This window comes from Hwanghaeella sp. (assembly GCF_965227365.1).
Lineage (GTDB): Bacteria > Pseudomonadota > Alphaproteobacteria > UBA8366 > Aestuariispiraceae > Hwanghaeella.
On sequence record NZ_OZ245754.1, the window covers coordinates 5,209,049 to 5,233,031 of the forward strand.

The 23,983-nt window shown below is 59.7% G+C and carries 21 protein-coding genes; 13 read left to right on the forward strand and 8 right to left on the reverse strand.

The genetic code is table 11. The annotated features are described in order from the left end of the window. Positions 1-129 precede the first annotated feature (129 nt). The 6 genes from ACQK2G_RS24025 (at position 130) to ACQK2G_RS24050 (ending at position 4,490) form a co-directional block, all read left to right on the forward strand. Complete coding sequence (locus tag ACQK2G_RS24025) at positions 130-1,350, forward strand: tyrosine-type recombinase/integrase (RefSeq protein ID WP_425407569.1); 1,221 nt, start codon at positions 130-132, stop codon at positions 1,348-1,350. Next, the gene (locus tag ACQK2G_RS24030) at positions 1,347-2,138 is read left to right on the forward strand and encodes a hypothetical protein (RefSeq protein WP_425407570.1); all 792 of its coding nucleotides are present in this window, start codon (positions 1,347-1,349) and stop codon (positions 2,136-2,138) included. The genes ACQK2G_RS24025 and ACQK2G_RS24030 overlap by 4 nt, the downstream gene beginning before the upstream one ends. A 143-nt stretch (positions 2,139-2,281) precedes the next feature. After that, positions 2,282-2,482: a helix-turn-helix domain-containing protein gene (locus ACQK2G_RS24035; RefSeq protein ID WP_425407571.1), complete on the forward strand. Its 201-nt coding sequence runs from the start codon at positions 2,282-2,284 to the stop codon at positions 2,480-2,482. Between the two features lie 217 nt (positions 2,483-2,699). Next, the gene (locus tag ACQK2G_RS24040) at positions 2,700-3,551 is read left to right on the forward strand and encodes a helix-turn-helix domain-containing protein (RefSeq protein WP_425407572.1); all 852 of its coding nucleotides are present in this window, start codon (positions 2,700-2,702) and stop codon (positions 3,549-3,551) included. Then, a complete protein-coding gene (locus ACQK2G_RS24045) occupies positions 3,526-4,047 on the forward strand; it encodes a hypothetical protein (protein ID WP_425407573.1) in 522 nt (173 codons plus the stop codon). The genes ACQK2G_RS24040 and ACQK2G_RS24045 overlap by 26 nt, the downstream gene beginning before the upstream one ends. Next, a complete protein-coding gene (locus ACQK2G_RS24050; RefSeq protein WP_425407574.1) occupies positions 4,047-4,490 on the forward strand; it encodes a hypothetical protein in 444 nt (147 codons plus the stop codon). The genes ACQK2G_RS24045 and ACQK2G_RS24050 overlap by 1 nt, the downstream gene beginning before the upstream one ends. Before the next feature lie 80 nt (positions 4,491-4,570). Here the strand turns inward: ACQK2G_RS24050 and ACQK2G_RS24055 are convergent, their stop codons facing one another. Continuing rightward, the gene (locus ACQK2G_RS24055; protein WP_425407575.1) at positions 4,571-5,221 is read right to left on the reverse strand and encodes a hypothetical protein; all 651 of its coding nucleotides are present in this window, start codon (positions 5,219-5,221) and stop codon (positions 4,571-4,573) included. Positions 5,222-5,783: 562 nt separating this feature from the next. Here ACQK2G_RS24055 and ACQK2G_RS24060 point away from each other — a divergent pair. Together ACQK2G_RS24060 and ACQK2G_RS24065 are read left to right on the forward strand one after the other, a co-directional pair. Then, the gene (locus ACQK2G_RS24060) at positions 5,784-7,631 is read left to right on the forward strand and encodes a hypothetical protein (protein ID WP_425407576.1); all 1,848 of its coding nucleotides are present in this window, start codon (positions 5,784-5,786) and stop codon (positions 7,629-7,631) included. Continuing rightward, on the forward strand, positions 7,621-13,962 hold the full coding sequence (locus tag ACQK2G_RS24065; RefSeq protein ID WP_425407697.1) for a hypothetical protein: 6,342 nt from the start codon (positions 7,621-7,623) through the stop codon (positions 13,960-13,962). The genes ACQK2G_RS24060 and ACQK2G_RS24065 overlap by 11 nt, the downstream gene beginning before the upstream one ends. Positions 13,963-14,135: 173 nt before the next feature. Here the strand turns inward: ACQK2G_RS24065 and ACQK2G_RS24070 are convergent, their stop codons facing one another. The 3 genes from ACQK2G_RS24070 to ACQK2G_RS24080 all read right to left on the reverse strand — a co-directional run bounded on the left by ACQK2G_RS24070 (position 14,136) and on the right by ACQK2G_RS24080 (position 16,651). After that, positions 14,136-14,501, reverse strand: coding sequence for a DUF2513 domain-containing protein (locus ACQK2G_RS24070; protein WP_425407577.1), 366 nt, complete (start codon positions 14,499-14,501; stop codon positions 14,136-14,138). Between the two features lie 1,133 nt (positions 14,502-15,634). Continuing rightward, the gene (locus ACQK2G_RS24075; protein WP_425407578.1) at positions 15,635-16,117 is read right to left on the reverse strand and encodes a hypothetical protein; all 483 of its coding nucleotides are present in this window, start codon (positions 16,115-16,117) and stop codon (positions 15,635-15,637) included. Between the two features lie 297 nt (positions 16,118-16,414). Beyond that, positions 16,415-16,651 (reverse strand): helix-turn-helix domain-containing protein, encoded by a 237-nt coding sequence (locus ACQK2G_RS24080; RefSeq protein WP_425407579.1) that lies wholly within the window; start codon positions 16,649-16,651, stop codon positions 16,415-16,417. 94 nt (positions 16,652-16,745) lie between these two features. On the opposite strand from ACQK2G_RS24080, the gene ACQK2G_RS24085 reads away from it, so the two are divergent. The 4 genes from ACQK2G_RS24085 (at position 16,746) to ACQK2G_RS24100 (ending at position 19,849) form a co-directional block, all read left to right on the forward strand. Continuing rightward, positions 16,746-17,051, forward strand: a complete 306-nt coding sequence (locus ACQK2G_RS24085; RefSeq protein ID WP_425407580.1) for a hypothetical protein — start codon at positions 16,746-16,748, stop codon at positions 17,049-17,051. 57 nt (positions 17,052-17,108) lie between these two features. Continuing rightward, positions 17,109-17,372 carry a hypothetical protein gene (locus ACQK2G_RS24090; protein WP_425407581.1) on the forward strand — a complete coding sequence of 88 codons (264 nt, stop codon included), beginning with the start codon at positions 17,109-17,111 and terminating at the stop codon, positions 17,370-17,372. Between the two features lie 12 nt (positions 17,373-17,384). Next, entirely contained in the window at positions 17,385-18,236 is an 852-nt protein-coding gene (locus tag ACQK2G_RS24095) for a hypothetical protein (protein WP_425407582.1), read from the forward strand. Positions 18,237-18,529: 293 nt separating this feature from the next. After that, on the forward strand, positions 18,530-19,849 hold the full coding sequence (locus tag ACQK2G_RS24100; RefSeq protein WP_425407583.1) for a winged helix-turn-helix domain-containing protein: 1,320 nt from the start codon (positions 18,530-18,532) through the stop codon (positions 19,847-19,849). 51 nt (positions 19,850-19,900) lie between these two features. On the opposite strand, the gene ACQK2G_RS24105 is transcribed toward ACQK2G_RS24100, so the two are convergent. The 4 genes from ACQK2G_RS24105 to ACQK2G_RS24120 form a co-directional block, all read right to left on the reverse strand. Further along, positions 19,901-20,233, reverse strand: a complete 333-nt coding sequence (locus ACQK2G_RS24105; protein ID WP_425407584.1) for a hypothetical protein — start codon at positions 20,231-20,233, stop codon at positions 19,901-19,903. A gap of 379 nt (positions 20,234-20,612) precedes the next feature. Continuing rightward, on the reverse strand, positions 20,613-20,780 hold the full coding sequence (locus tag ACQK2G_RS24110) for a hypothetical protein (protein WP_425407585.1): 168 nt from the start codon (positions 20,778-20,780) through the stop codon (positions 20,613-20,615). 192 nt (positions 20,781-20,972) lie between these two features. Further along, on the reverse strand, positions 20,973-21,668 hold the full coding sequence (locus ACQK2G_RS24115; RefSeq protein ID WP_425407586.1) for a 3-oxoacid CoA-transferase subunit B: 696 nt from the start codon (positions 21,666-21,668) through the stop codon (positions 20,973-20,975). Beyond that, positions 21,665-22,387 carry a 3-oxoacid CoA-transferase subunit A gene (locus ACQK2G_RS24120; RefSeq protein ID WP_425407587.1) on the reverse strand — a complete coding sequence of 241 codons (723 nt, stop codon included), beginning with the start codon at positions 22,385-22,387 and terminating at the stop codon, positions 21,665-21,667. Before ACQK2G_RS24120 ends, ACQK2G_RS24115 begins: the two co-directional genes overlap by 4 nt. A gap of 343 nt (positions 22,388-22,730) precedes the next feature. Here ACQK2G_RS24120 and ACQK2G_RS24125 point away from each other — a divergent pair, with 343 nt between their 5' ends. Further along, positions 22,731-23,612 carry an HNH endonuclease gene (locus ACQK2G_RS24125; protein ID WP_425407588.1) on the forward strand — a complete coding sequence of 294 codons (882 nt, stop codon included), beginning with the start codon at positions 22,731-22,733 and terminating at the stop codon, positions 23,610-23,612. Positions 23,613-23,983 lie beyond the last annotated feature (371 nt).

The following is a 23,983-nucleotide window of genomic DNA, read 5'->3' on the forward strand; positions in this document are numbered from 1 at the left end:
AACGGCAGCGTTTCTGCGGCTATTGAAAATCCCACATTCTTATTCCGTGCCAAACTATTCCGTTTTACTCCATACGAACCCGTGTATGATTGTGGGTGATTTTGTGGGCACAGAGGCTGGGGTTCCGCTTTGGCACGGGCAATCAATAAGCTTTCGGCACGCTTCGTCGCCACGGCAGCGACGCCCGGCCGCTATGCGGACGGGGGCGGCCTATACCTCCAGATCGCCCAGGGTGGATCCAAGTCCTGGCTCTACCGATTCATGATGAGCGGCCGTTCACGCCAGATGGGATTGGGGCCGGTCCAGACGATCTCGCTCGCAGAGGCAAGGACCAAGGCCGAGGTCTGCCGCAAGCAGGTCCTGGAGGGGATCGATCCCATAGACGCACGGGCCGCCGATCGGGCGAGGCGCATCACAGAGAACGCCACCATCCGGACGTTCAAATGGTGCGCCGAGAGGTACATAAAGGCGCATGCGCCGGCGTGGCAGAACGTCAAGCACTCGAAGCAATGGACGTCGACGCTTGCGACTTATGCCTATCCGACCTTGGCCGAGCTACCAGTCGGCTCGGTGGAAACCTCTCACGTCATCGAGATACTGGAGCCCATCTGGTCCGAGAAGCCGGAAACGGCCAGCCGCGTGCGCGGCCGTGTCGAATCGATACTGGACTGGGCGACCGCTCACCAGCTCCGGCAAGGTCCGAACCCGGCCTTGTGGCGCGGCCATCTCGACAAGCTCCTGCCAAAGCGCAGCAAGGTCCAGAAGGTGAAACATCATGCCGCGCTACCGTATGTCGAGTGCGCTGATTTCATGGTCGAGCTGCGAGCACGTGAGGCCATCGCTGCCCGTGGCCTCGAATTCCTTATCCTTACCGCGGCGCGGACGGGCGAGGTCATCGGCTCGACCTGGCCGGAGATCAATTTCGACGACAAACTCTGGGTCGTTCCTGGCGATCGCATGAAGGTTGGCGTCGAGCATCGCGTCCCGCTATCGGCGCCGGCGATCGAGCTCCTGGAGGCGATGAAGGCCCTGCGCCGATCCGACTTCATTTTTCCCGGCCATCGCGACAAGGCGCCGCTCTCCAATATGGCCTTCCTCCAATTGCTCAAGCGGATGGAATACGACGGCGTCACGGCGCATGGCTTCCGATCCAGCTTCAAGGACTGGGCCGCTGAGAAGACGCGATACCCGAATGAGGTAAGCGAGCAGGCCCTGGCGCACACCATCTCGACCAAGGTCGAGGCCGCCTACCGCCGCGGGGATCTGTTCGAAAAGCGAAAGGCGCTCATGGACGATTGGGCAGCATATCTGGCCCAGACAACGGATGCGAAGGTGGTGAGGTTGTTGTGAAAAGTAGTGAGAACGACACCTTCGTGCTTCCACAAGGCGGGTTGTTGTTGTCAAAGGCAATGGCCGGGCTTTTCCCGGGCTTGTATGCAGAGTGGGTGCGGCACGAAGGCTCTCACAAGATACTGAAGCCACTATCTGGGGATTGGCCGCTAAAAGAACATGCTCCAGATCGGGCTTTTGATCATCCCGACGACTTCATCCGCGAGGACATGGAGATTCTCAGAGCTTCCGTCGAAGGTGGTAGTATCAAGCGTGCGGACGCCGGGAAGATAGCGTCGAGTATCCGTGAACAGAGATATCAGCAGGGCAGAGATGCCGTGGCGTCATACAGGCGAGCCCTGGAGCTCAACATGTACATCCTACTCATCGAGTCCGTTGATTGGAAAGAATGTTGCCTCGTGGGGAAGAGAGTAACAGATGGCTCGGTTTCAGAAATCAGAGAAATCATCCCTAACGACCTGATGGACGGATATTTACGCCCAGACTTGCAAAGAGATGCTCTGCGAGGTGCCAGAGGCGTTTACAACGATTTCATAGCGGTCCGCATTACTCGGCGAGACGAGCAACCCCAAAGCCCGTCTGGTAGGAAATCAAGAAAGAGAGCCAGTCTAGATTCCTTGATCAAACACTACCCGCTCAACAAAAACGGTCACTGGGTGAAGGTGGAGCGTTGGGACGTGATACTGGGGACCGTCAATAAAGACCTGACTGACGCGGGCATTCCACCCTTGGAGAGTCACCGGCATTTGCAGAATTGGATCAAGCCCTATCTTCCGCCAAAGGTCTGATTAGACGCGAAGTACCGCTTTGCCTCATTCAAAAAGCACGACGTTTCAAAGATCGCAAACATCACGTTGAGCGACATTGCCAAATCGACCTGTTCTGACCCGGACGCAGCGGCATTGCTGTATCTGGAACAGGAGAGATCGATATGTCGGATTCCTTCACCCGCGTTCACTACACCGGCAAAGAGACCGAAGAGCGTCTCGGCATTGGACCGACGACGCGGTATCGCTGGATCAACAAGGGTATCCTGCCTTCGTTCATGATTGGCGGGCGCCGCGTGCATCCGGCTGATGCAATCGACCGCATTGCTGCCGAGGGCGTTGAGCTTCCCAAGGAAGCGGCTTGAGGATCGTGGGCATGCGCGGCACCCAAACCCCTTTGTCTACACTCATTTGGAGGCCGATGCAGGGTGCAACCGTTGCGCCCTGCACCCGCTCGACGATGTGTTCGACAATCTGGGGCATGAGCATGCCAAATCGAGACAACATTTTTAAGTCTGGCGACGACCCCATCTCGCATGTGCACGCGCACGAAGCCGGCATCATCGCGAAGGCGGCCGTAGGATGAGCAGAGTCGCACGCGATCACGTCTGGAAGAACAGTAAGGCGAGCGGTACGGCCTTGGTTCTGATGCTCGCTCTCGCTGAGTTCGCCAACGATGATATGGAGGCTTGGCCGTCGATCCGCACATTGGCGATGCGAGCTCGAGTGGACCGGCGGAACGTCATCAGGCACGTCCAGCGGCTGATCGAGGCCGGCGAGATCAAGCCGGTTCGGACGGGGCGCCGATCGGTCGTCGTGTATCGCATCACCATTGCCGAAAGCACCACATCAGGGGCCGAGACTAGTGGCGATACCGTCACCGGTGACGAAATTGCCACAGGTGACGAATACGTCACCCCCACCAGTGACGCTGGTGCCACTAGATCCAGTGGCGATTTCGCCACCCGAACCGTTAAGGAACCGTCAGTAGAACCGTCAGTACCCCCCTCTAGTCCCCCCGAACGCAGCACGATCGGTCTGGAACTGGAGATATGCGATGCGGAAGTCATAGCACTCCCGAGGCATTCCGACCGAAGACCCAATCCATCGACCGAGGAACCCTTTGACGCTTTCTGGGCGTTCTACCCGAAGCGTCAGGGCTCGGACCCAAAACAGGAAGCTCGAAAACTGTTCGACAAGGCGGTCAGCGCCGGCGCCAACCCCGCAGACATCATCGAGGGCGCACGCCTCTATGCGGCCCAGTGCGAAGCAAACGGCAATGCCGGAACCAAGTACGTCGCACAGGCGAAGACGTGGCTAAACCAGGAAAGGTGGGCAGATGACTACCCTGATCCCGACCCAGACGCCGACGGTGCTGGCGATGACGGAATCTCGGAAGAGATCTTCCGTGTTGCTGGAATCGTTCGCCCCTGAGACGCCCGATCTGCCGCCCGGCATCACAAAGATGCAGATCAAGGCGGACCTTCGCGCGTACCAGGCAACCCTGCAGCCTTGCGGAGCCGAAGCGCTGGCTGTCTGCCTCAAGGAACTGACGGACTGGATCGATACTTTCCAGAGCGTGCCACCGGAGAAGCGGAAGGCAGCAATCAAGCACTATGGCGACGTTCTGCGAGAGATCCCGTCGGATTTGGCCTACGAGGCGGTGCAGCGGGTCAAACGAAATTACCGTTATCCCTCGCTCCCGAAGCCGGGCGACCTGAAGGCAGCGATTTCGGACGATCTCCTACAACGCCGGCGCGAGCGCAACGTCCTGCAATCGGCAGTGTTGACCGGCAGAGAACGGCCGCGGCCGAGCCGGCGGACACAACCAACTGAGGAGCAACAGGCACGGGTCCGGGAGATGTTGGCGCGGGTCAAGGCAGGAATGCATCCGCTGGCCGAGACCGAACAGGCGCGAGAGGCAGGGTGATGGTCAACCGAGTTGGGCAAACCGCCGCCCAGGCCAACGCCGCGATCGCCATTCGCGAAGCGATGATCTTCGCGGCCACGCACAACGTCAGTCCACGAGACGAGATTGTCCGGAAGATGCAGGCCAGAGCTTGGGATCTTGCAGTGGAAGGTTCTCCGGTCGGTTTCCACCTGCTGGGCTGGGTCATGCTCCGCTGGCCAACTGGGCCGGCGGACCGGTTTGTCGGCGCCTCTCACATCCTTGCTGCATCCATGCTCGGCGTACCGCTTGGACAGCCGGAGACCAACTACTTTGAAGCGGCCCGTACCGAATATGGCGCCGGATGGGTTGATGCGGTCGAGGCAGCGGCAAACAAAGCCGTCAAGGCGATGAAGGCAAGCGACTTTCTCCCTGAGGATTTCGATAAATCACTCGCGCTCGACAATCGCCGTGGGCCAAATTGATGCAACGGTTTGAAGATGTGCTCGGCGAATTCGAAACACTGCCTATAGGCACGTGTCCCAAACCATCCATGCGACCTCTTTCAGCCGACTTTCCGAGGTTTGCCCGTACTGAGGTCGAACCAAGGCGAGAACAACCGCTGCCAAAACGCCACGACGTACTTTTCGTCGTCACGCCCACGACTGCCGCATTCATCGTTAAAGCAGATCAGGTAGAGGACGTTATTCGTTGCTTCATGAAGTCCTTTCTTGGCGTTCAATTCGACCGAGACTTCGTCCAGTTTCTCCTGACTATATGTGCGTTCGGCTGGGATCAGCCTAGCCGCTGCATCGCTGTAAATTTGCATGTACAGCTTGTTGTCCGAAGCTTTCTGAGCCCAGCCTGTGAAGACCGGCAGAATTCCGGCGACTGCGACAACGACACCGGCGACGAGCGAAGCGTCGAAACCAGCCCACTTGTCCAGCTTTACCAAAGCGTCGGCGATAACGGCTGCGCCGCCGATTGCAGTGATTATTCCGGCCCAGTTCGAAAGGCGGCGATAGTGCTTTTCGAGTGCCTGGCAGTAGCGGGCGGAAACACAAGCCTGAAATCGAAGGGCGTGTACCTCGGTCCTTATTCGCTCTCTTTCTTTGGCGGCGGCGGCGGAGGTACCGGAGACGACACCAGCGTCGTTATGTTCTTGTCTGACGATTTCCGGTCCGTCGAGGTTTGCTCCTTGTTCCTGCTCGACCATGACGAGTCCTTTTTCTTGTCGTTCACTCTGCCGTCTCCTTTCCGATTGAGTGGTCCGGGGAAGTGGATTGGCTCAACCAGATATAGTCAATCCGAAAACATATATATCACGATTAGTGGTTGTGGTCAGGACTTTGTCCAAACGCCTCAAGTTCCCCGATTTGCCCGTCCAGATGTGGCTGAACTGCAAAGCCCGCGAAGATTTTTTCGGGGTCACAACGCGAGGCGAAAAACAAACATCATCTGCGGGCGGATGTTGAAGAATGTTGAAATCGAAAATTCGAACGCGAGGCCTAAAACCTCTTTTCGGACAGGTGTTGCGGACCTGTCAAAACCTGTCATTGAAAACGATGATGCAGCCGCTCTACAGGGCTGCCGCCTATTAGCAAAAGCTAGTGTGGCCGAAGCCGTTCGCAGGTCTCGGAATCTGTCAAAACCTGTGGTCACAGAAGTTATCAGTAGGCGCGTCAAAGTCCCCGTCATACCGCGCGAGAACCTTATAGAACCTCAGATCCAAAATGCGTTCGCCCGGACGGCGATGCCAGCAATCAAGGAGACCTTCAATGCCTGATCCGTCGCCCTTCCGCCTGTCCGGCACCGGGAAGCGCAGCACCGCGCGGGACGCCTTGCGTTTCAAGCGGCAAACCGGCGTCGATTCCGCGCTGTCCGGTCAGCAGCCGCGAGCCCCGTTCTTCCGGACGGGTGGTCGGTCGCTTGTCGAGGTGGCGGCGACGGACGGCGTTCTCGCCGCGGCGGGCGAATTCGGCGTGGATATCGCCGAAGGTCTCGGCCGGCGCGAAGCCGAAGAACAGGCGGTGCTACAGGCCCGCAACGAACGTGAGGCGCGGTTGGCGGAGGCGGCCTACAGCGCCTCTATCCTGAACGACCATGAAGTCGTGATGGGCAAGATCCTCGAGGAGGTCGGAACCGATATCGCCGCCTTCGACGAAAAGGCGCAGGCCGCGATCGACGCGACCGTGGACGGCGCGGAAGGCCTTAGCCAAGGCGAGAAGCTGGTTCTTCGCGCCGAACTGGACGGCACGACGCACCGAATCCGCAACGGGCTCGAGGATACCGTCCGCACAAACCTGGAGGCCGAGAACAACGCCCAGATCATGCGGCGGATGGACAGCGTCGAAAGAGAAGCTCTAGTTCAAGCGCGGAAGCTAGGGGCTGTGCACCCGGATGACACGATCGAACAAATCCTGACCAGCGGGGAGATGCTCGCCGCCAGAGACACGGTGTTTGCATTGATACAGGAGCGCACCGATTGGACGCCGCAGCAAAAGGAGATGGCGCAGCATAACCATGTCAACGCGCTGACCACGGAGGCCGTCAAAGGCGCATTCGAGGTGGAACTGAACAAAGGCTTGGAGCATGGGCAAGCCTTCGTCGACAACTTCGCCGCGGACGATCCGCCGGAGGGCTTCACGCCAGAGGACCGTGATCGTCTCGTTGGCGGGATGCGGAACGCTCTGAAGCAGGCTGAGGCCGAACAGAAGCGGATTGTCGTGGCTGGGCTCAGACGTCTCGCTCAATCCGAGACCGACGCTATCATGGCATCCGGCATGGATGAAGCCGATGCGCTCTCCGCGGCACGCAGGATCGCAGACCCGGATCTACGCGACGACGTGGTGCGGCGTGTGACAAACCGCTATGCCGAACTGGGGCGACTGGAAAGCGACGCCGCGCACAATCGGAAAGCCCAGGCCGTCGAACTGGCGCAGGCAGGTCGCTACGAGGAGATCCCGGCCGAGACCCTGGCCGAGCTGCCTCCAACCATGGCGGACACCCTAGCGAAAATGTCGGAGCGTGCCATCCGTGGCGCGCCGGCGATCAGCGATCCCGCCATGTATGTCGAGTTGAGCAGAATGACGCCGGAGCAATTGAAGTCCGTCGACCTCCTCGATGAGCGATATCTCCAAGGCCTGGACACCCAGGATTGGCAGGCTTTCGTGGACCGCCAGCGTTCCGCCTATCAGTCGAATGCGCCTGGCAAGGCAGTCGAAGGACGGACCCGGACGCAGATATTCAACGCCACGGTGAAGGAGTTCAATTTCAACGACGAGGAAGCCGCGCTTCTCGGCCGGCGCTTTGACGAAGAGATCTCCGCCTTCAACGCCTCGAACGATCGCAACCCCGATGCCCTGGAAATGCAGGAGATCGTCGATCGACTGACCGTCGAAGGGGCGGTTCCGAACGCCTATCTCGGGTTCGTCGACAAAGATATCCGGGCATTCGAAGCCGCACCCGATGAAGTCTTTGAGGTCGATGACGTAGAGGAGGTCCCGACAGGCTTTGCGGAGGCGTTCACCCGCCACCATGGCCGGAAGCCGACGGACGATGAGCTCGTCGATACCTACAATGCCTATCTGGCCAAGCGCCGCGGGGTCGAGAATGATGCCAAATGATTTCGAGAGGTTTTTTGCAGAAGCAGGATCCGACACTCGACGTTCCCAATCCGGCTCTCCCAGCTATGAGACATTCTTCACAGAACAGGATCGTACCCAGCGGCAAACCGTTGCGCGCTCTCTTCAGGTGATTGAGGGCGTGAGCCCGGACGCCGCCGGTGAAGCACGCCGCGCCGGAACTGCGCTTGGCCTTCCTTCCTCCTTTGTGGAACGCAACCTGAAAACCTTGGGCCCAATGGCCGACAATGCGGGTCTGCGGAAACGTCTCGAGGGAAGCACTACGGTTGCCGATTTCTTCGCCGATGCCGAAAACGCAAAGCTCGCCTCCGACGATACCGAAAACCTCACGACACTGGAGTCGCTCTGGCGGTACGGAACCAACGCGTTGAAGCGAGGCGCCCTCGGTGTCCGGCAAGGATTCAACCAGTTCCTCGCCGAGGATGCCGCGGAGCGCGCCGGCGACGAGGATAAATCTTTTCTTGATATATTCGGCGAAGCGGCCGGTGAGGACGGCTTTCTAAGCCCGCTGGATGCATTTGACGTCGGGAGGCGTTTCGGAGCTTCGAGGTTTTCCGAAGGCAATGAGCAAGCCGCGCAGGAAGCCCTGGAGACCGTAGGGCGGATTTCCGACCGGATTGCCTCTATTGAGATGTCTCCGCCAGCTACGCGCGCCCTCCAGGCCATGCAGGCCGTTGACGATCAGGGGTTTGTTGCCGCGCTGGAAGCGCTGACCGAAGATCCGGCCGGTGCGTTGGCACTGATTGCAGAGACGGCGGTAGAATCAACACCGCAGCTCGCGGCTTCCGCCGGGGCAACGGCACTGACACGAAACCCTGCAGCAGGTGTTGCCGTGCTGGGCGGCTCCAGCTTCGCGCTTGAGCGCTACCGCTCACCTGCCGAATTCCTGGCCGACAGGGGGATCGACCTCTCCGACCCGGACCAGGTCGAGCAGGTGCTCGGCGACAAGGACCTGTTGCGGGAGGCGCAGCAGTTCGGTTTCACCCGCGGCGCCATCATCGGCGCGTTCGATCTGGCGTCGGGCGGGCTCGCCTCGAAGACGTTGGCCAAGTCGCTCTTCGTTGACCTCCTGGCCCAGACCGTCGCCCAGGGCGGCCTCGGCGGCGGTGGGGAGGGCCTGGCGCAATTGGCGACCACCGGGGAGGTCAAACCCTCAGAGGTCATCCTGGAGGCTCTGGCGGAGTTCGCGACGGCACCCATCGAGGCAACCGCCGTCGGCGGCAAGTACCTGGCCGAGGCGCGGCAGGCCCGGCAGGCGACGGGCGCAAAGGCGGCCCAAGATGCCGTCGACGCGGCGGCCGAGGCTTCCAAGCTGCGGCAGCGCGCGCCGGACAAGTTCGGCGAGGTGAACGGCAAGATGATGCGCGAGCAGGGCGTCGAGGCCGTGTCGATCCCGGCGGAGGAGATGCAGCGCTTCATGCAGACTGCGCCTGATGCCGGGAACATCCTGGCCGAGCTTGGGGTAGAGGACCAGTATCAGGAAGCTCTGGCCATCGGCGGTGATGTCGAGATCACCCCTGAGGCCTTTTCCGAGCACATCATTGGCACGCCACGATATGAAGCGCTTGCCGATCATCTCCGGATATCCCCCGACGCGATGACGGCGGCGGAGGCCGAGGTCTACGCGCGAGACGAAGTACAGCGAGAGTTTGAGGCGGTCGGCGAACCCGACACGTCCGCCGTTATCGAGACCGAGGCCCAGATCATCCAACGCGAGGTAGAGGCGCAGCTCGAGGCAGTGGGCGAGGCCCCGCAGAACGCCATGTATCAGGCAACCCTCATCGCCCAGCGTTACGCCACCCGGGCGGAACGGTCCGGCGCGTCGGCCCTTGCCCTTTGGCGCGACGACAACGTGACAATTCGAGGCGCGGAGCCGCGCGCATCGTTCAACGAGGATACCCGCGTGCTCGACGTGCTCCGCTCCGGTCGGACGCCGGAGGAGACGCTTGGCCTCAGCAGCAGACCAGTGCTCGATGTCCTGGCCGAGACCGGCGGGGTCGATCCTGCCGGCGACCTGGCGGCCGAGTTGCGGGCGCTGGATGTGACGCCGCAGACACGCCCCAACCTGTTCCGAAATGGTGGAATCGGCAGCGGGGACAATCTGGTTGCATCCGAGATACCTGTCTTCGCTGAGCGTGATTTTGGCGACGAGACAAACGGCTATGTGCCGATAGACGCCATCGTTGAAGCAGTCCGGGAAGAACTGGCCGGACGACCGCTTCGGACGCAGGACCAAGCCGAACGAGTTGCAGCGATCGAGGCCGAGATTGCCGATCTGCGCGAACGCCTGGAGGCCGTCGGGATCGACGAAACAGCGGACGACAAAGTGATACGCCGCGCCTTGGCGTCAAACCTGGAGCAGACGGACCAAGATGCGAGCCAGGACAGTCCGACCGGGGACGAAGCCCGCGGTTCGATCGAATTCGCGAATGCCGCGGTCTTCATCAATCTCGGTAAGAATGCCGACCGCTCGACCTTCCTGCATGAAAGCGGTCATCTCTTCCTGGAGCAACTCCGCGAAGACGCCGCAGACTTCCGGACGGAGCAACTCACGAAGGATTGGGAAACGATCGTCGCCTGGTGGGCGTCCAATGCAGAGAGCCTGAAAGCGGAGGCCATCGCGCTCGCCCGTCGCGCCAAGGACACCGAAGCGGTTGCGGCACTGGAGGCCATGCCCTTAGACGCGGTGAAGGATTTCATCGGCCAAGGCGACCTCTCCCGCACCGGCGCGGAAGGCTATATCGGGACCGCCATGCACGAGCAATGGGCCCGCGGGACTGAGGACTATTTCCGCACAGGCGAGGCCCCTTCGGTAGCGCTGCAGGATGCCTTCAATCGCTTTCGGGCATGGTTGGTCTCGATCTATCGCGCAATGAAGCGGCGCCTCTCCAAAGAGGCTCTGGACGTTGCGTTCTCCGACGACGTCAAAGCGGTGATGGATCGGTTGCTCGCCTCGGATGAGGAGATCGCGCTCGTCGAGGAGCAGTACGACCTCAAGGCCCTTTTCGGATCCGCCGAGGAAATCGGCATGACGCCGGCGCAGTTCTCTGACTATCAGCGAGCCGTCGCACGGGCGTCGGAAGAAGCCAAATCCCGACAATTGAAAAAGCACCTGTCGGAGATCGAGCGCGAGAAGCTCGCTTGGTGGAAGGACGAGCGCGCCAAGCTTCGCGCCGAAGTCGAGCAGGAGGTCGCTCAGTCTCCCACCCATCGTGCCGTTGCCGCCCTTACATCCGGCGCCAGCCCCACCGGTGACATTCTCCCTGTGCGACCGAACCGCCTCTCCAAGGCCGCCATTGTCGATATCTACGGCAGCCCCGAGACCTTGAAGCGTTTGCCGCGCGTCCGGGGCAAGGCCGTCTACGCAACGTCGAGGAATGAATCGGGTGCAAGCCCCGATCTGGTCGCTCAGATGTTCGGCTTCAAGGACGGTCGCGCCATGCTGGACGCCATGGTCGATGCGCCGACCTTCCGTGAGGCTGTGGATACCGAAACCGACAACCGGATGCATCAGCTCTATGGCGACATGCTGAATGATGGAACCGCCGTCGAGAAGGCCTTGGAATCCGCACATGCCGACAAACGCGGCGACGTACTAACCATGGAGTTGAACGCGCTTCGTCAGAGCAAAGACCGGATCAAGCCGGCCTTTGTCCGCACCTGGGCAAGGCAGCGGATTGGGGAGAAGCGGATCGACGCTATTCAACCCTCGCGCTTCTTGGCGCAGGAGCGGCGTTGGGCGCGCGAGGCCGGAAGGCAATTGCGTGCCGGCAACAGGTTGGAAGCCCAGCGCGCCAAGTTCCGGCAGTTGATGAACTTCCACATGGCGCAGGAGGCTTACCGGGTCCGCGACGAGGTATCCAAGGCGAAGCGGTATGCCGGAAAGTTCACTAAGCGCAAGGCCGTCTTCAAGGGGATCGATGCAGAGTATGTCGACAAGATCCGCGCCATTCTCGGGGCCTACCGGTTCGGTCCCCGCCTCTCCTCCCGGCGCGAATTGCTGCTGGAGATGCAGGCCATGGCGGACTGGATCAAGCAGAAGCAGGAGGACGATGGTGCCGTCCTCACCATCCCGCCGGAGATCCTGGCAGCGCGAGAAACCACGAACTACAGGGATCTCACCCTCAACGAGTTTCGGACACTGATCGATTCCTTGAAGAATATCGAAGCACAGGGCCGGCTGAGGAAGCGGCTGCGGGTCGGCGCCGAAGAGCGCGATATAGACGCCGTTGCATCCGATATCCTGAGCCGGATTGAGCGTCTGCCCGACAACGCTCGATCGCTGCGCGCCGAAGCGCGGCAGAATCCGACAAAGCTGGACAAGGCCAAGGCAGGCCTGGCGGCGGCGGACGCGGCACTGCGCAAGGCCGAATTCATGATTGAGGCCATGGACGGCGAGCGCCTGGGGCCGATGCATCAGGCTTTGTTCCAGCCTTTCGCCGATGCCCAGGCAAGGGCGGCCGACATGACCAAGGCTGTGACCGACAAGGTGAACAAGATGCTTCGGGACCTCCCCGAAGATGTCCGTGGCCGTCTGTCCGAGGATATCGAGGTGCCGGCACTCGACCGTACCTTCCAGCGCTCGGATCTCATCATGATGGCGTTGAACGTCGGCAACGAGAGCAATCTCGACAAGATGCTGCGCGGCTCTGCCCGTGACGCCTTCGGTGGGCAGGCCTGGACAGCCGAGGGTGTCGACCAAGCCCTTGCCAACCTCTCCCGCGAGGAATGGGAGTTCGTGCAAGGCGTTTGGGACAGCTTCGAAGAAATGTGGCCGGCGGTCGCCGAAATCCATCGAGCGGAGAACGGCGTTGCTCCCGAACGGGTCGAGCCCCGCACGATCAAGACAGCCTATGGCGAGTTCCGCGGCGGCTACTACCCGATGCAATACGATCCGGCCCGGTCCCAGGCTGCGCGCGAGCTGGAGAGCAAGACCGCGCTCGAAGCGATGCAAAGCGAGGCCGTTGCCGCATCGGTCAATAGTTCCATGACCAAAGGCCGGACCGGGTTCGCAGCACCGGTCAACCTCAACATTGAGGCGTTGACGAACGGGATCGACCGGACCGTGCACTATGTCACCCATTACGAGGCCGTGCGTGGCGCCCGCAAACTCCTCGCCCGTCCCGATCTGCAAAAGGCCATCACACGAAAGCTGGGGCCTGAATACTATGACGAACTCAAGCAGTGGGTGGGAGCAGTTGCGACGAACGGACAGGACCAGCGCGCCTATGGATGGTGGAACCGGGCGTTTGAGGTAATGCGGACCAACGCCACGATCGCCATCATGGGCTTCAGCTACACCACGATGTCGGCGCAGCTTCTCGGATACGCCAACACCATCGACGGGTTGGCCCGGCAGAGCGACGGCCGGTACACCCCGGGCAAGGCCACTGTCGAGATCGGCTCCGCCATGGTGGCCTACATGCGCCGGCCGAAAGCGATGACGCGCGATGTGTTCGCAGCCTCGGGCGAAATGCGACACCGTCTCGGCAACATCAACCGGGAACTCACCGACGCGTTGAAGGAGGCCCGCGGCCGGAAGGGATACTGGGCTGGTTTCCAGCGCTTCTCTTTGGAGGTCATCGGACGGGTCCAGCTCTACGGTGTCGATATTCCGACCTGGACGGCGGCCTACAATGTCGCTCTGAAGGACGGGCGAACGGCGGATGAGGCGGTACAGTTCGCCGACAGCGTGATTCGCACCACGCAGACCGCCGGCGCAGTCAAAGATCTCGCCAACATCCAACGCCAGCGCGGTGTTATGCGGGTGCTGACGATGTTCTATTCCTATTTCAATCTGCTCTACAACATTGCGGCGCAGAGTGTGGGCGAGACTCGCCGCGTCGCCGACGTTCCGAAGCTGGCCGCACGGACACTGATCGTGATTGCGATTCCGGCTGTGCTCGACGCTTTGCGGAACCAAGAAGGACCGGACGAAGACGAGGACGGTGAGATACTCGACGAGGATCCCGGCACCTGGCTGCAATGGGCGGGGGTGCGTTCCCTGACCTATCTGACAGGCGCCGTTCCTGTCCTGGGCCCTGCCGTCAACGCCGGCACCCGGGGCTTCACCCCGACCCTCTCCCCAATCGAGCAATTTGGCGAAGGTGCGACGGAAGGGCTCGCGAAACTGGCGCGCGATATCGACAAGGGCGAGATCTCGGCGACGACACTGAAATCACTGGCCACGGTCATCGGTTTCGGGATCGGCGCACCCTCAGTCCAAGTCAACCGCTTCATCGACGCGGTCGACGCCATGGCCGACGGCGAGGACGTGGGGCCAGTGGATTTCCTGACGGGCTTCAAAGACTAGATCGACTCGCGCTACGCCGCGCCCGATGCCTCCGGGTCTCCGGTGCCAAGTTCCGGGATACCGCCTGAAGCGCTGACGATTTCGACGACAGGGGCCGAAGGCTCTGGGCGCGCGCATTGGGTGTGTGGCGAATGCGACGCAAGAAATCAAGTGCTCAGGGAAACGCAAATCAGCTAAAGGTCTAGTTGCTGCCGAATGAACGCAGTCCCAAGATCCTTCACGATGTCGAGCGCAACACTCCCACCCACTGATTGCAACTTCTCTGTCACCTTCTTCCAAGTTGCGTCTGATCGAACGGCGTCGAGATAGTCGTGGCCGGCCCAGGTGAGCCGCAAGTTGATAAAGTTCCGAAGTTGGCCCATCCCCATGTCGGTATCGTCGAGTCCCGTTAAGAACTCATTCTCGATCAACAGCCTCGTGTTGTACGAGATTTCCTCCGGTGACCATGGGTCCATTTCGATATCACTGGTCGCCAAGTCGCCGTCCGAGGCCTCAACCTCCAGGAGCAGTTTTCGGATCAGATCAAGGTCACGCTTCATTCGCTGTTCCCAGAGACAGGCATGCCACCGGCCGTCCCGCGTCCTCCGGGCGAATTGTGTCCCCTCTCAAAGATTCCGCTCCGTCGCCTTCGCGCTCAGCAGACGGAGGGGCGGGATTGCCGATGGCCGCGCATCCTAACCGGAACACATGGCGCGAGAAAGTGTCCACGGGCCGGAATTAGGGGGGCTGGATTCGCGTTGGCGGCTTCAGGGTGCCGGAAGGGCCGGAAATGGCCAGACGCGCCCCTCGGGCTTCCTGGCGGATGCGCAGCCCCACCGGGTAGGTCTGGAAGGCTAGAAAAACATTCCGGACCAATAACAAGGCAACCGTCGATCAGCCAAGCAGTTGAATTGCTCAACCACGGCCCGGCTTCGCTCCTCCAGGTCTTCCCGAAGATTGTTCGAGTATTCTTCGAACTGCTGCCTTGCCGATTTATCTCTTCCGTACGAGTACGAGTACGACGGTGTCTTGTCTGCAAATTCCAGAACATCATCCACGCAACCTTCCAACCAATACTTGGATGGGACGTGTACGTCGTACTCCGACGCTGTTACGCAATCCGGCACCCCCATGCCGTATTCCACGCCGTCGATACCAGTGACTGTGAGAAGGAAGGTTCTGGGAACATCTACCCTTGAGCAGTGCAACGGCTTTTCCTCCGCAGATCGATCGATGTCTTCCGCAAAAAAGTCCGCGTAGCATTTCGCAGTCGCGAGACTTGCCGACACCAACTTGTCAAAGGCAACGGCAACGTCGTGTGTTTTGCATTGGTAGAACCTGTCCAGGATTCTCCCGTACTCGCTAACGTCATCCCGGCACGCAGCGAATTCATCTGACCACCGGAACCCTTCGTCTTCGACGGTTCCCGATATGCAAATAGGCGCAAACGGAATGGATGAGTACTGGCATGGATCCGGCCATGACTGGCGAGGCCACGGTTCGCGATGTGCGCTCGGACAGCCTGCGAGCAGCAAGGACATCGACAACAAAATCACAACCCTAAGCATTTCTTTCCCACTCGATTGCCCGAAACGATACTCACGAACAGTAGTGGAGATTTCAAACGCTATTCGAGGTCGAGATCACTTTTCCAGCGCACGCCTCAGCAAGTCCGGACTAGTGTCACGTGACACTACCCCGCCAGGGCGAGGTTTTCCTTCTCGATGGTGCGCGCCTCTTTCACGTCCGCCTCGGTGATGGACCCGGCGCCGGTCTCGACCAGCCAGGCGCTCACCTCGGGCCAGGCCCAGAGCGGGGAATCGGTCTCCTGGCGGGCGACGGGCAGTGGAAAGTCCTTCCCGCGCTTGCCCATCACATAGTTCGAAACCCGCTGGCGCGAGAGCTTGCCGCGCTCGGCGATGTCGGCCGCGCTCACCAGCGGATCGGGACCGAAGCGGCAGGGCTTCAGACCGGCGCGCGCAACGTCCCTCTGCGCAGAGCGGAGAGCGGCAGGCAGGGAGCCGGCCTCCCGGTCGAAGGCGATGACGAACACGCCGGCGCGCTCGACAACGGTCGCGTCGTCGCAACCGGCCTCGAAAAGCGCATCGACAATGGCGTCGCTGTCCCGGTCACTGGTCACGGGCGCGGCGGTGATGGTGAAGCTGTAGGTCCGCATGGGGAGTTCCTCTTGCCGGAATGCGTTCCTGTGGATCGAGAGCCGTTCAACTGCCCCGACCCGGGTAAGTTAGATAGGCTCAGTGTTTACACTTGTCAACGGTCGCGCGGATCTGGCGCGCGTGGTTCTCGGGGTTCCGCGGCGTGCTCCATACGCTCATCCGGCACCCGCCGCGCATGTTGGCCGGGCACAGCAGATGCCCCCAGGCATGCGCCGATCTGCCGGGCTCCTGGACCTGCCAGCCGTGCTTCTCGGCATACCGGATGGCCGCTGCGATGGTCTTGTTGGGGTGCTTCTTCACGTCTTCCTCAGTCGCACGCCAGCCCCGCCCCCGTTCTCGGGAATGAACTCGACGCCGGCGGCCTCTAGCGCTTTCTGAATAGCCGTGATGGTTCCGACGTGACCGGATAAGGGTCCGTCCATCTTCTCCAATCGCTTGATGGTCGGCAGCGAGACATTTGCTGCCTCCGCGACCTGTTTCTGATCCATTCGCAGGATCGCCCTTGCGCCTCGCAACTGTTCGGCTGTGAGCATTTGATACCTCAGAGATAATTTTATACACCCAAGGTATTGAACCCTTGCGTCTTCATTCTTATACTTAGGGTATCAGAACAGGGACGACAAGTTCATGAAGCACTATCTCAACACATCCCGGATCAACACGGCGAACTTAATCCCGCCCAAACCGAGCCGCTCGAAACGGGTCATGCGCCGCGCCTGGCTAATTGCCGCTCGCGCGGCCGAACTCTTCGGCGGCCGCAAGGTGGAGTATTTCCGCGAGGCGCTACGGCAGGCCTGGGCCGAAGAGAAGGATCCGACGTCATCCGTTCTGAACGATATCCGCCAGCGCAAAGCCGCAGGCGGAGAAGCGGTCACCCAACGACGTGTCGGTCACCGCGGTAAGTCCTGGTACGCGGCCGCGACGGCTTGGTGAGCGGCCATCCTATCACTTTGTCTACAACCAACTCAAAACCGAAAGAGCCATAGGGAAATGACTGATACCACTTCCTTCGACGTAGAGACCCTAACAACCGAAGCCGGCCGGCGCCTTCGTATCGCACAGGACCTCTTGTTCCTATCAGGCGACAGTGGCGCGCATTCCGCCACATGCAGCGCGGCGTCAATGCAGGACTGCCTTTACCTCTCCATCGACCTAATCAAGGAAGCAGCGGAAATGGTCGAAAAGATCAACGTGGCCGGCCATGACATCGTGCAAACGAACACCAGAAGGCCCCACCTTCAAGCCGCCGAATAGGAGAACGCAACAATGTCCAAGAAGCCCGTAAGCCGTACTCTCTATCAAGGCATGGGCCCAGCGGCTTTGCCCTCGTCTCATGCCTCGAGCACCAAAGAAGAGAATGAGGACAAGACTATGAATGCAATTCGCAAGCACTCCGATCTGGACGTCGAAACGCCTTTCATTAAGGCTGTCCGGCGATACTCAGAGGCCTATTGTGCGGCGTTGGACGCGCCACCCGTATATGACGATGAAACGAGCCCTTGGAACGACGTCGTTCAACAAGCGAGTGAAATCCACGCAATGCCAATCCGAACCGTCGATGAACTCGCGGCGTTCTTGGAAATCGCGAAGGTCGAAGCGATGAGCGATTTCACCTATGACACGGGCGTCGCGCGTTTCTCGGATATCGAAATTGACAAATGCGACATGTCGGAGAGGTGCTTGGTAAAGATCATTCGGTCAATCGAAGACGTTTTCGGCGTCGCCTCCGGCGGATTGCGCCTAGGGCTCCTGAAAAAAGACGAGATGTACCGGAAAGCAAATGTTGAGGCAACGAACGAGCGGTCCGCTAGGCTGCAACGCCTTGCGGATACGCTTGACCCAGTCATGAAGCGTGCGTTGGATCTGGTATCGAAAACTGAGGGAGTTGGATCGGATCGTGAATTCGAGCGGGACTTCGAGCTTCGGGCCGCCACAGCAGTCGTCTCCGAGATCAATGACGTCACGGGAGAGGCTTCGAGGCGAGCGGCGGTCTGTGCGGCCATCAGCGAACTCTGGGGGGCGCTTCCAAAGCTTGAAAACATCGGCCTGATCGAACCCGCACTGGACAGCAGCTATCGAATTACATGGGACGGTCGCGAAGTTCTGCAAAAGCTCTGATCGTCGCAAAGTCGAATAGACTGTTGGTCGGGCCGGTGGCGCTGCTGCCGGCCCGACAAAAGCACACCTACGCCCACTGGATCGTTTCACGGGACACGAACGTAAGGCCCTAGCCGGTTGCTGAACAACTGGCAGGAAACGCTGCAAAGAGCCGTATTCAGGCGTCCTGGGACAACATGAACTCCGAGGTATCTGATAGAGTTTTCGAATTCTCCTCGCCACGACTTCCCCAACACTGAATTGCTCGGCAGAATGCTTCTCATCTCTGGCGCCATTAATTGCCGGGGGACTCCATGGCCGAACGCACCAATGTCCATCACCTTCCGAGTGCCGATCGGGAGGTGATCGACTTCTTGATATCCGAGACCGCGACCTTCTCTCGTCCTGATCTGTGCCGGCGGTTTCCGCCAGCCGTCGTGGATCGACTTTTTGAGGGCGGGCACCTGCACGAGGCCATCACCGCGGACTGCCGCTCTTGTGCCGTGGTGGCACCGCTGACGATCCAAGAGCTTGGCAGCCTCCCTCCATGGCTTCCCTACCACGACACCCTGCTGAAGCACGCCTGGCGCTCTGGCGAGCCTGTCCTGTCCATCGCCGGCCGGATCGACCGTACCGGCGGCGAAGTCCTTTCCAGAGCATGGGAACTTGATCTGGCGCAACGCCCAAAGGGTCGAAAGGAATTGGGCCTAAACGTGCCGGCTTGGCGCGTGCGTCGGCTCCGCTGGATGCTGCTGGAAGCCGAGCGCCGGGGTATTGATCCAGATGATAGGGGTGAAGATCTGAAGCATCGAGCGCTGCGCCTGCGCTTCGAGGGAGCTCGGAAGGCGGTGCTTGCCCTTAAGCGTCGGACCCAACGCCCGTGGCGAACCCCAGACAAGCTGATGCTCCGAAGCATGATCAGGAGCGGCCACACAATCTGGATGATGGCGAAAGTGTTCGAGCGCCGGGTCGAGGACATCGCGCACCAAGTAGCAATCGAGGGCCGGCACATCCCCGTTCGTTGGACCGAGGACGAAGATAGAACCCTCATCAATGCGCTGAGGTCGGGTATGAGCGAGGAGGGAGCAGCCCGCCTGCTTCCTAACAGGACGATCATCGCTGTCAACGGTCGGGCCCGACAGTTGCTTCCTGATCTCTACCCCTACAAGAGGCCAGCGGAATGGACCGAACTTGAGACGCGAAAGCTGATCGACGGTTACGAAAACGGCCTCCGTGGCCTAGCTCTCTACACTCTGTTCCCAGGACGAACGTGGCAGGCTGCTCGCCGCCAGCTCCACAAATACAAGTTCGAACACGACAAGGATGCCCCTGCGACAGTCACCGAGATTCGGATACTGAACGCGGCCTTCAAACGAGACGACACGGACGAGGAAATCGCACGTTTCCTGGTCTGGGACGTAGAGAGAGTGGCTCGCTTCCGAAAGGCGCAGTCCCGGATGCGCGGCGGCGGGCGAGAGCCCAAGATCCGAGAACCCGAATTGAGGAAAATGCGATCATTGAAGAGGGATGGCAAATACACCAACGAAGAGATCGCTCGACGCCTTGGGGTGTCGCCCTCCACCTTCTACAGGCATCAGAAGCGAATGGTCGAGAAGGCGAGCGAGAGACCGTAGAATTCCCGCGCGCGCACGCGCACGCGCGAAGGCTTGGCGCAATGTCGGCGCTTATCTCTTGAGATTGTCGAAGGCGCCCCGTTTCGTTTCTGGCACTTTGGCGTCCGACGGTTTCCGGCCCTTCCTCCAACCGATAACGGCTGAGATCGGGGAAATCACCCAGGACCAGCTCCAGACTGCCAAACTGGAAAGAATAGCTTCCGTTGGGCGGAGTTGCGGTGCCGGTCCCGCGCTAAGTACGGCTGCCCATCCGAGCATGGCGGCGGCCGAAGCTACCACACCTGCGATCCCGAACGGCAGAACCAGCCAACCGTTCGGCCAACGCTTCGCCAGGAAGAACGGCACGGTGCCGGATATCAGACAAAGCAGAATGACGGTTGCCATTGCTTCCCTCTAGTCACCACAGCGGCGTAACATACACGCTCAAATTGATTTCGACCTTACGCCGTTCGGTCAAATCTTGAGTAAGAGGAAATTCAGAAAACTTCAGATTGGATTCCCGATTGTCTGTTAATCGGCAGATGGTAAAAATCGCAGAAAACCGACATTCCAGATGTGTCAAAACCTGATAAAACCTGAGATTCGAATCAACGTCGGCTCGAAATGAGATGTTATGGTTTGTTAAGGTTCGAGCATCTTTCGCATCGGCTACCGCAAGCTGCATGAGGCCAAAACGAGGGTGACAGCCCCAATCTGCCAAAACAGATCAGGCGCCAATCCGAAGACGGTTTATCAATCAAGTTGGAGGGTGGCGCGGCGCCCCCTACGAGGCTTCGGCCTTTGCGAGCTGACTCAACCTTGTGCGCCCGTAGCGCTCGCCAAACGTCTCTTCGACGATGTCAGCAACGACTTTCCAAGGGGTCTTCTTTCGCCGCTCGGCCTGGATGAAGGCGATGATCTCGTTCTGGTTCTCTGGGGCCGGGCGTGCCATGTTCCGGTCCTGGTTACTGCGGAAGGAGAATGGCGCCAAGCACCGTTCATGTTGTGGGTGAGTTTGTGGGTAAATCACACATTACGTCAACACCGGCGCTGTTTTCCTCATCATAGGGCGGACTGTCTCTCCGCCATTTTCCCAACGAGTAACCGGGCGAACGTCAGCCCCTGAGAAGTGCCCTTTGGGTGACTAATCGGCGAGGTCAGGGGTGATGAGGTCGCCGGCTGTATCCTTTCCGTGCAATTCCGCGCCTGTCACGGCTTGCAGATCGTCGAAACTAATATTGGGCAGTTTTTCGAGCAGGACGAAATGACCGTCCTTGATGTCGACCACCGCGAGTGACGTGTAGACCCGAGTGACGCAACCGACCCCGGTCAGCGGGAAGATGCATTCTTCTACAAGTTTCGGCCTGCCGTCCTTGGTGACATGCTCGGTCAGGACCGCGACGCGCTTGGCGCCATGCACCAGATCCATCGCGCCGCCGACGGCGGGCACACCTTTGGACCCGACGCGCCAATTGGCGAGATCGCCCTTCTGGGAGACCTGAAACGCCCCCAGGATGGCGACGTCCAAATGGCCGCCGCGCACCATGGCGAAACTGTCCGCATGATGGAAGAAGCTGGCGCCCGGCTTAAGCGTGATCGCCTTCTTGCCCGCATTGATCAGATCCCAGTCTTCCTCACCCTGCTTGGGCGCCTGACCGAAACCCAGCACGCCGTTTTCAGTGTGGTAGATCGCTTCACGCCCTTCGACTTGGTACTGGGCAACCAACTCGGGAAATCCGATCCCGAGATTCACATAGGCGCCGTCCTCAATGTCCTGGGCTGCGCGCCAGGCGATCTGCGCCTTGTTTAGTTTGGGCATTTTGTCGCCAATCTGTGTCATTCGTATACCGCTCCTTCGCGGACCAGGACTTCCTCCTGCTGCGGGTTCGCAACCTCCACCAGACCGTCTACGAAGATGCCCGGCGTCACCACGTTCTCCGGGTCGATCGCCCCCGGCTGGACGAGGCGAGACACCTGCGCGATGGTCGTTTCGGCGGCCATACACATCAGCGGATTGAAGTTCCGCGCGGCAAGCCGATAGGTCAGGTTGCCGTAGGGATCGCCAAGCTCGGCTTTGACGAGTGCTACATCCGCCTTCAGCCAGCGTTCCTGGACATATTGGCGACCGTCGAACTCGGCAACCGGCTTGCCTTCGGCGAGCTCTGTTCCGACGCTGGTCGGTGTGTAAAAGGCCGGGATGCCCGCACCGGCTGCCCGGATGCGTTCGGCAAGCGTTCCCTGCGGCACCAGTTCCAATTCAATCTCACCGGCCATGTATCTATCGGTGAAGGCGCGCGGGTCGGAGGACCGTGGGAAGGAGCAGACCATCTTCGAGACCATGCCGGCGTCGATCATCGCCGCTATGCCGATCCTGCCGTTGCCCGCATTGTTGTTGACGACGGTCAGGTTCTTGGGATGCCCCGTCGCCTTGAAGCGGTCGATCAATGCGTGGATCAGCTCGATCGGCGCACCGGAGCCACCGAAGCCGCCGATCATGAGAACAGAACCGTCGTCGATGTCCGCCACGGCGTCGGAAAGATTGGCGATCGTTTTGTCCATCTCTTCCTCGTTTATTGCGTCGGGAAGCCCAGGACTGATCGGCTACCCCATTTGGTATCTGAGATACCGTCCGCCCGGCTGGTACTCAAGGGTCCGTTTCGGCACAGCTGCGATCGCGGTAGGTGTTCTTGGACGGAATTTGTCAGGCTTTCTCGTTTCCAGGGCAGGTGTCTGAAGCAACAGTGTGGTGCGGTTTCATGCGATTGCCCGTCGGTATTTCGATCATGTATAGCGGTAAAGTGGTATCTAGATACGAAGGTGGCGCGGTTTCCTCGTTCCCTGGAGATGCAGCGTTTACGCCGGATGGGGGAGAGTGGGTTAGAGGATGGGTCATTGTGTTTTTATGCTGCGTCCTGACTCTGTTTACGACGACAGTCCTGCGGAGCGGTATCAATTTCCAAAGCAATATTTAGGGCGAGCTCAAGAGTCGGTGGGTGACTGGATCGTCTATTTGGAGCCTCGAAGAGTTCCAAACTCCCGTGGTTACTACGCTATTGCCCGTGTTGATGACATTGTGCCGGACCGATCAGCGGAAGGGTTGTACTTGGCTCACATTGAAGCCGGTAGTTATCTGGAATTCGCGAATTTGGTCCCTTTCAACGACGGTGGCGGTCCAATCGAGCGCGGCCTTCTCAATGAGAATGGCAAACTTTCAGGACGTGCCCAAGCTGCAGTCCGCCCAATCTCGTCCGCTGACTTTCTGAGCATCATCGATAAAGGCTTGGGACAGTTTGATCCTATTCTTCCACGTTCAGATGCCGATCCGGTGCCAAATGGTTTGTCGGATCCTTTAGAGCCGTTCGTGATCGAGTCCGACAGGCAGCGAATAAGCCATTTCGTCAGCAGGCCGGTCCGTGACCGAGCTTTTCGCCAGGTTGTTCTTCGTGCGTATGATGAAAGATGCGCTTTCACTGGTTTGAGGTTCATAAACGGAGGGGGAAGAGCCGAAGTTGATGCCGCGCATATCAGACCGGTAGAACACAACGGACCGGACACGGTACAAAACGGTTTGGCCCTCTCTGGGACAGCGCATTGGATGTTCGATCGTGGGCTAATTAGCCTATCGAACGACCATGAAATATTGATCTCGCGCCAAGTAAACGACGTGGACAGCGTTACTTCATTCCTCAATAGAGATGGTCGGGCGATCATGCCAAAACGAGAGAAAGACTGGCCGCATCCTAACTTTCTTGAATGGCATCGTGAGCATTGTTTCAAAGGTTAGCCAGACCAAGAATTGGATCCGGACCAGCGCCTTTGTATCAAAGAGGCTCCAAAGTGGCGCTCACCGTCGCCTGTCCAATCTGCTTCCGGGAGGGGCGCTTGTTCCGTCGATCAGCCCCGTTGAGTTCGGTTAGTTCGGCGGCTGGTTCTATGCCGCTCAACTTCTGGAGCAGCTGATCAGTGCGATGAATTTTGTCCGCCTCGGAAAGAAGATACGGGACGGATTATTGCTTCCGCGTGGGCGTGAACTGGGGCCAAAGCGGATGTGGGACAGCACGATACACCGAGAACCCTATCTCACACGGGCAGGATCAGGTCATAGGTTGCCTGGGAAAAATCAACGCCATTGATACGAAGATTCAGGCGCTGTCT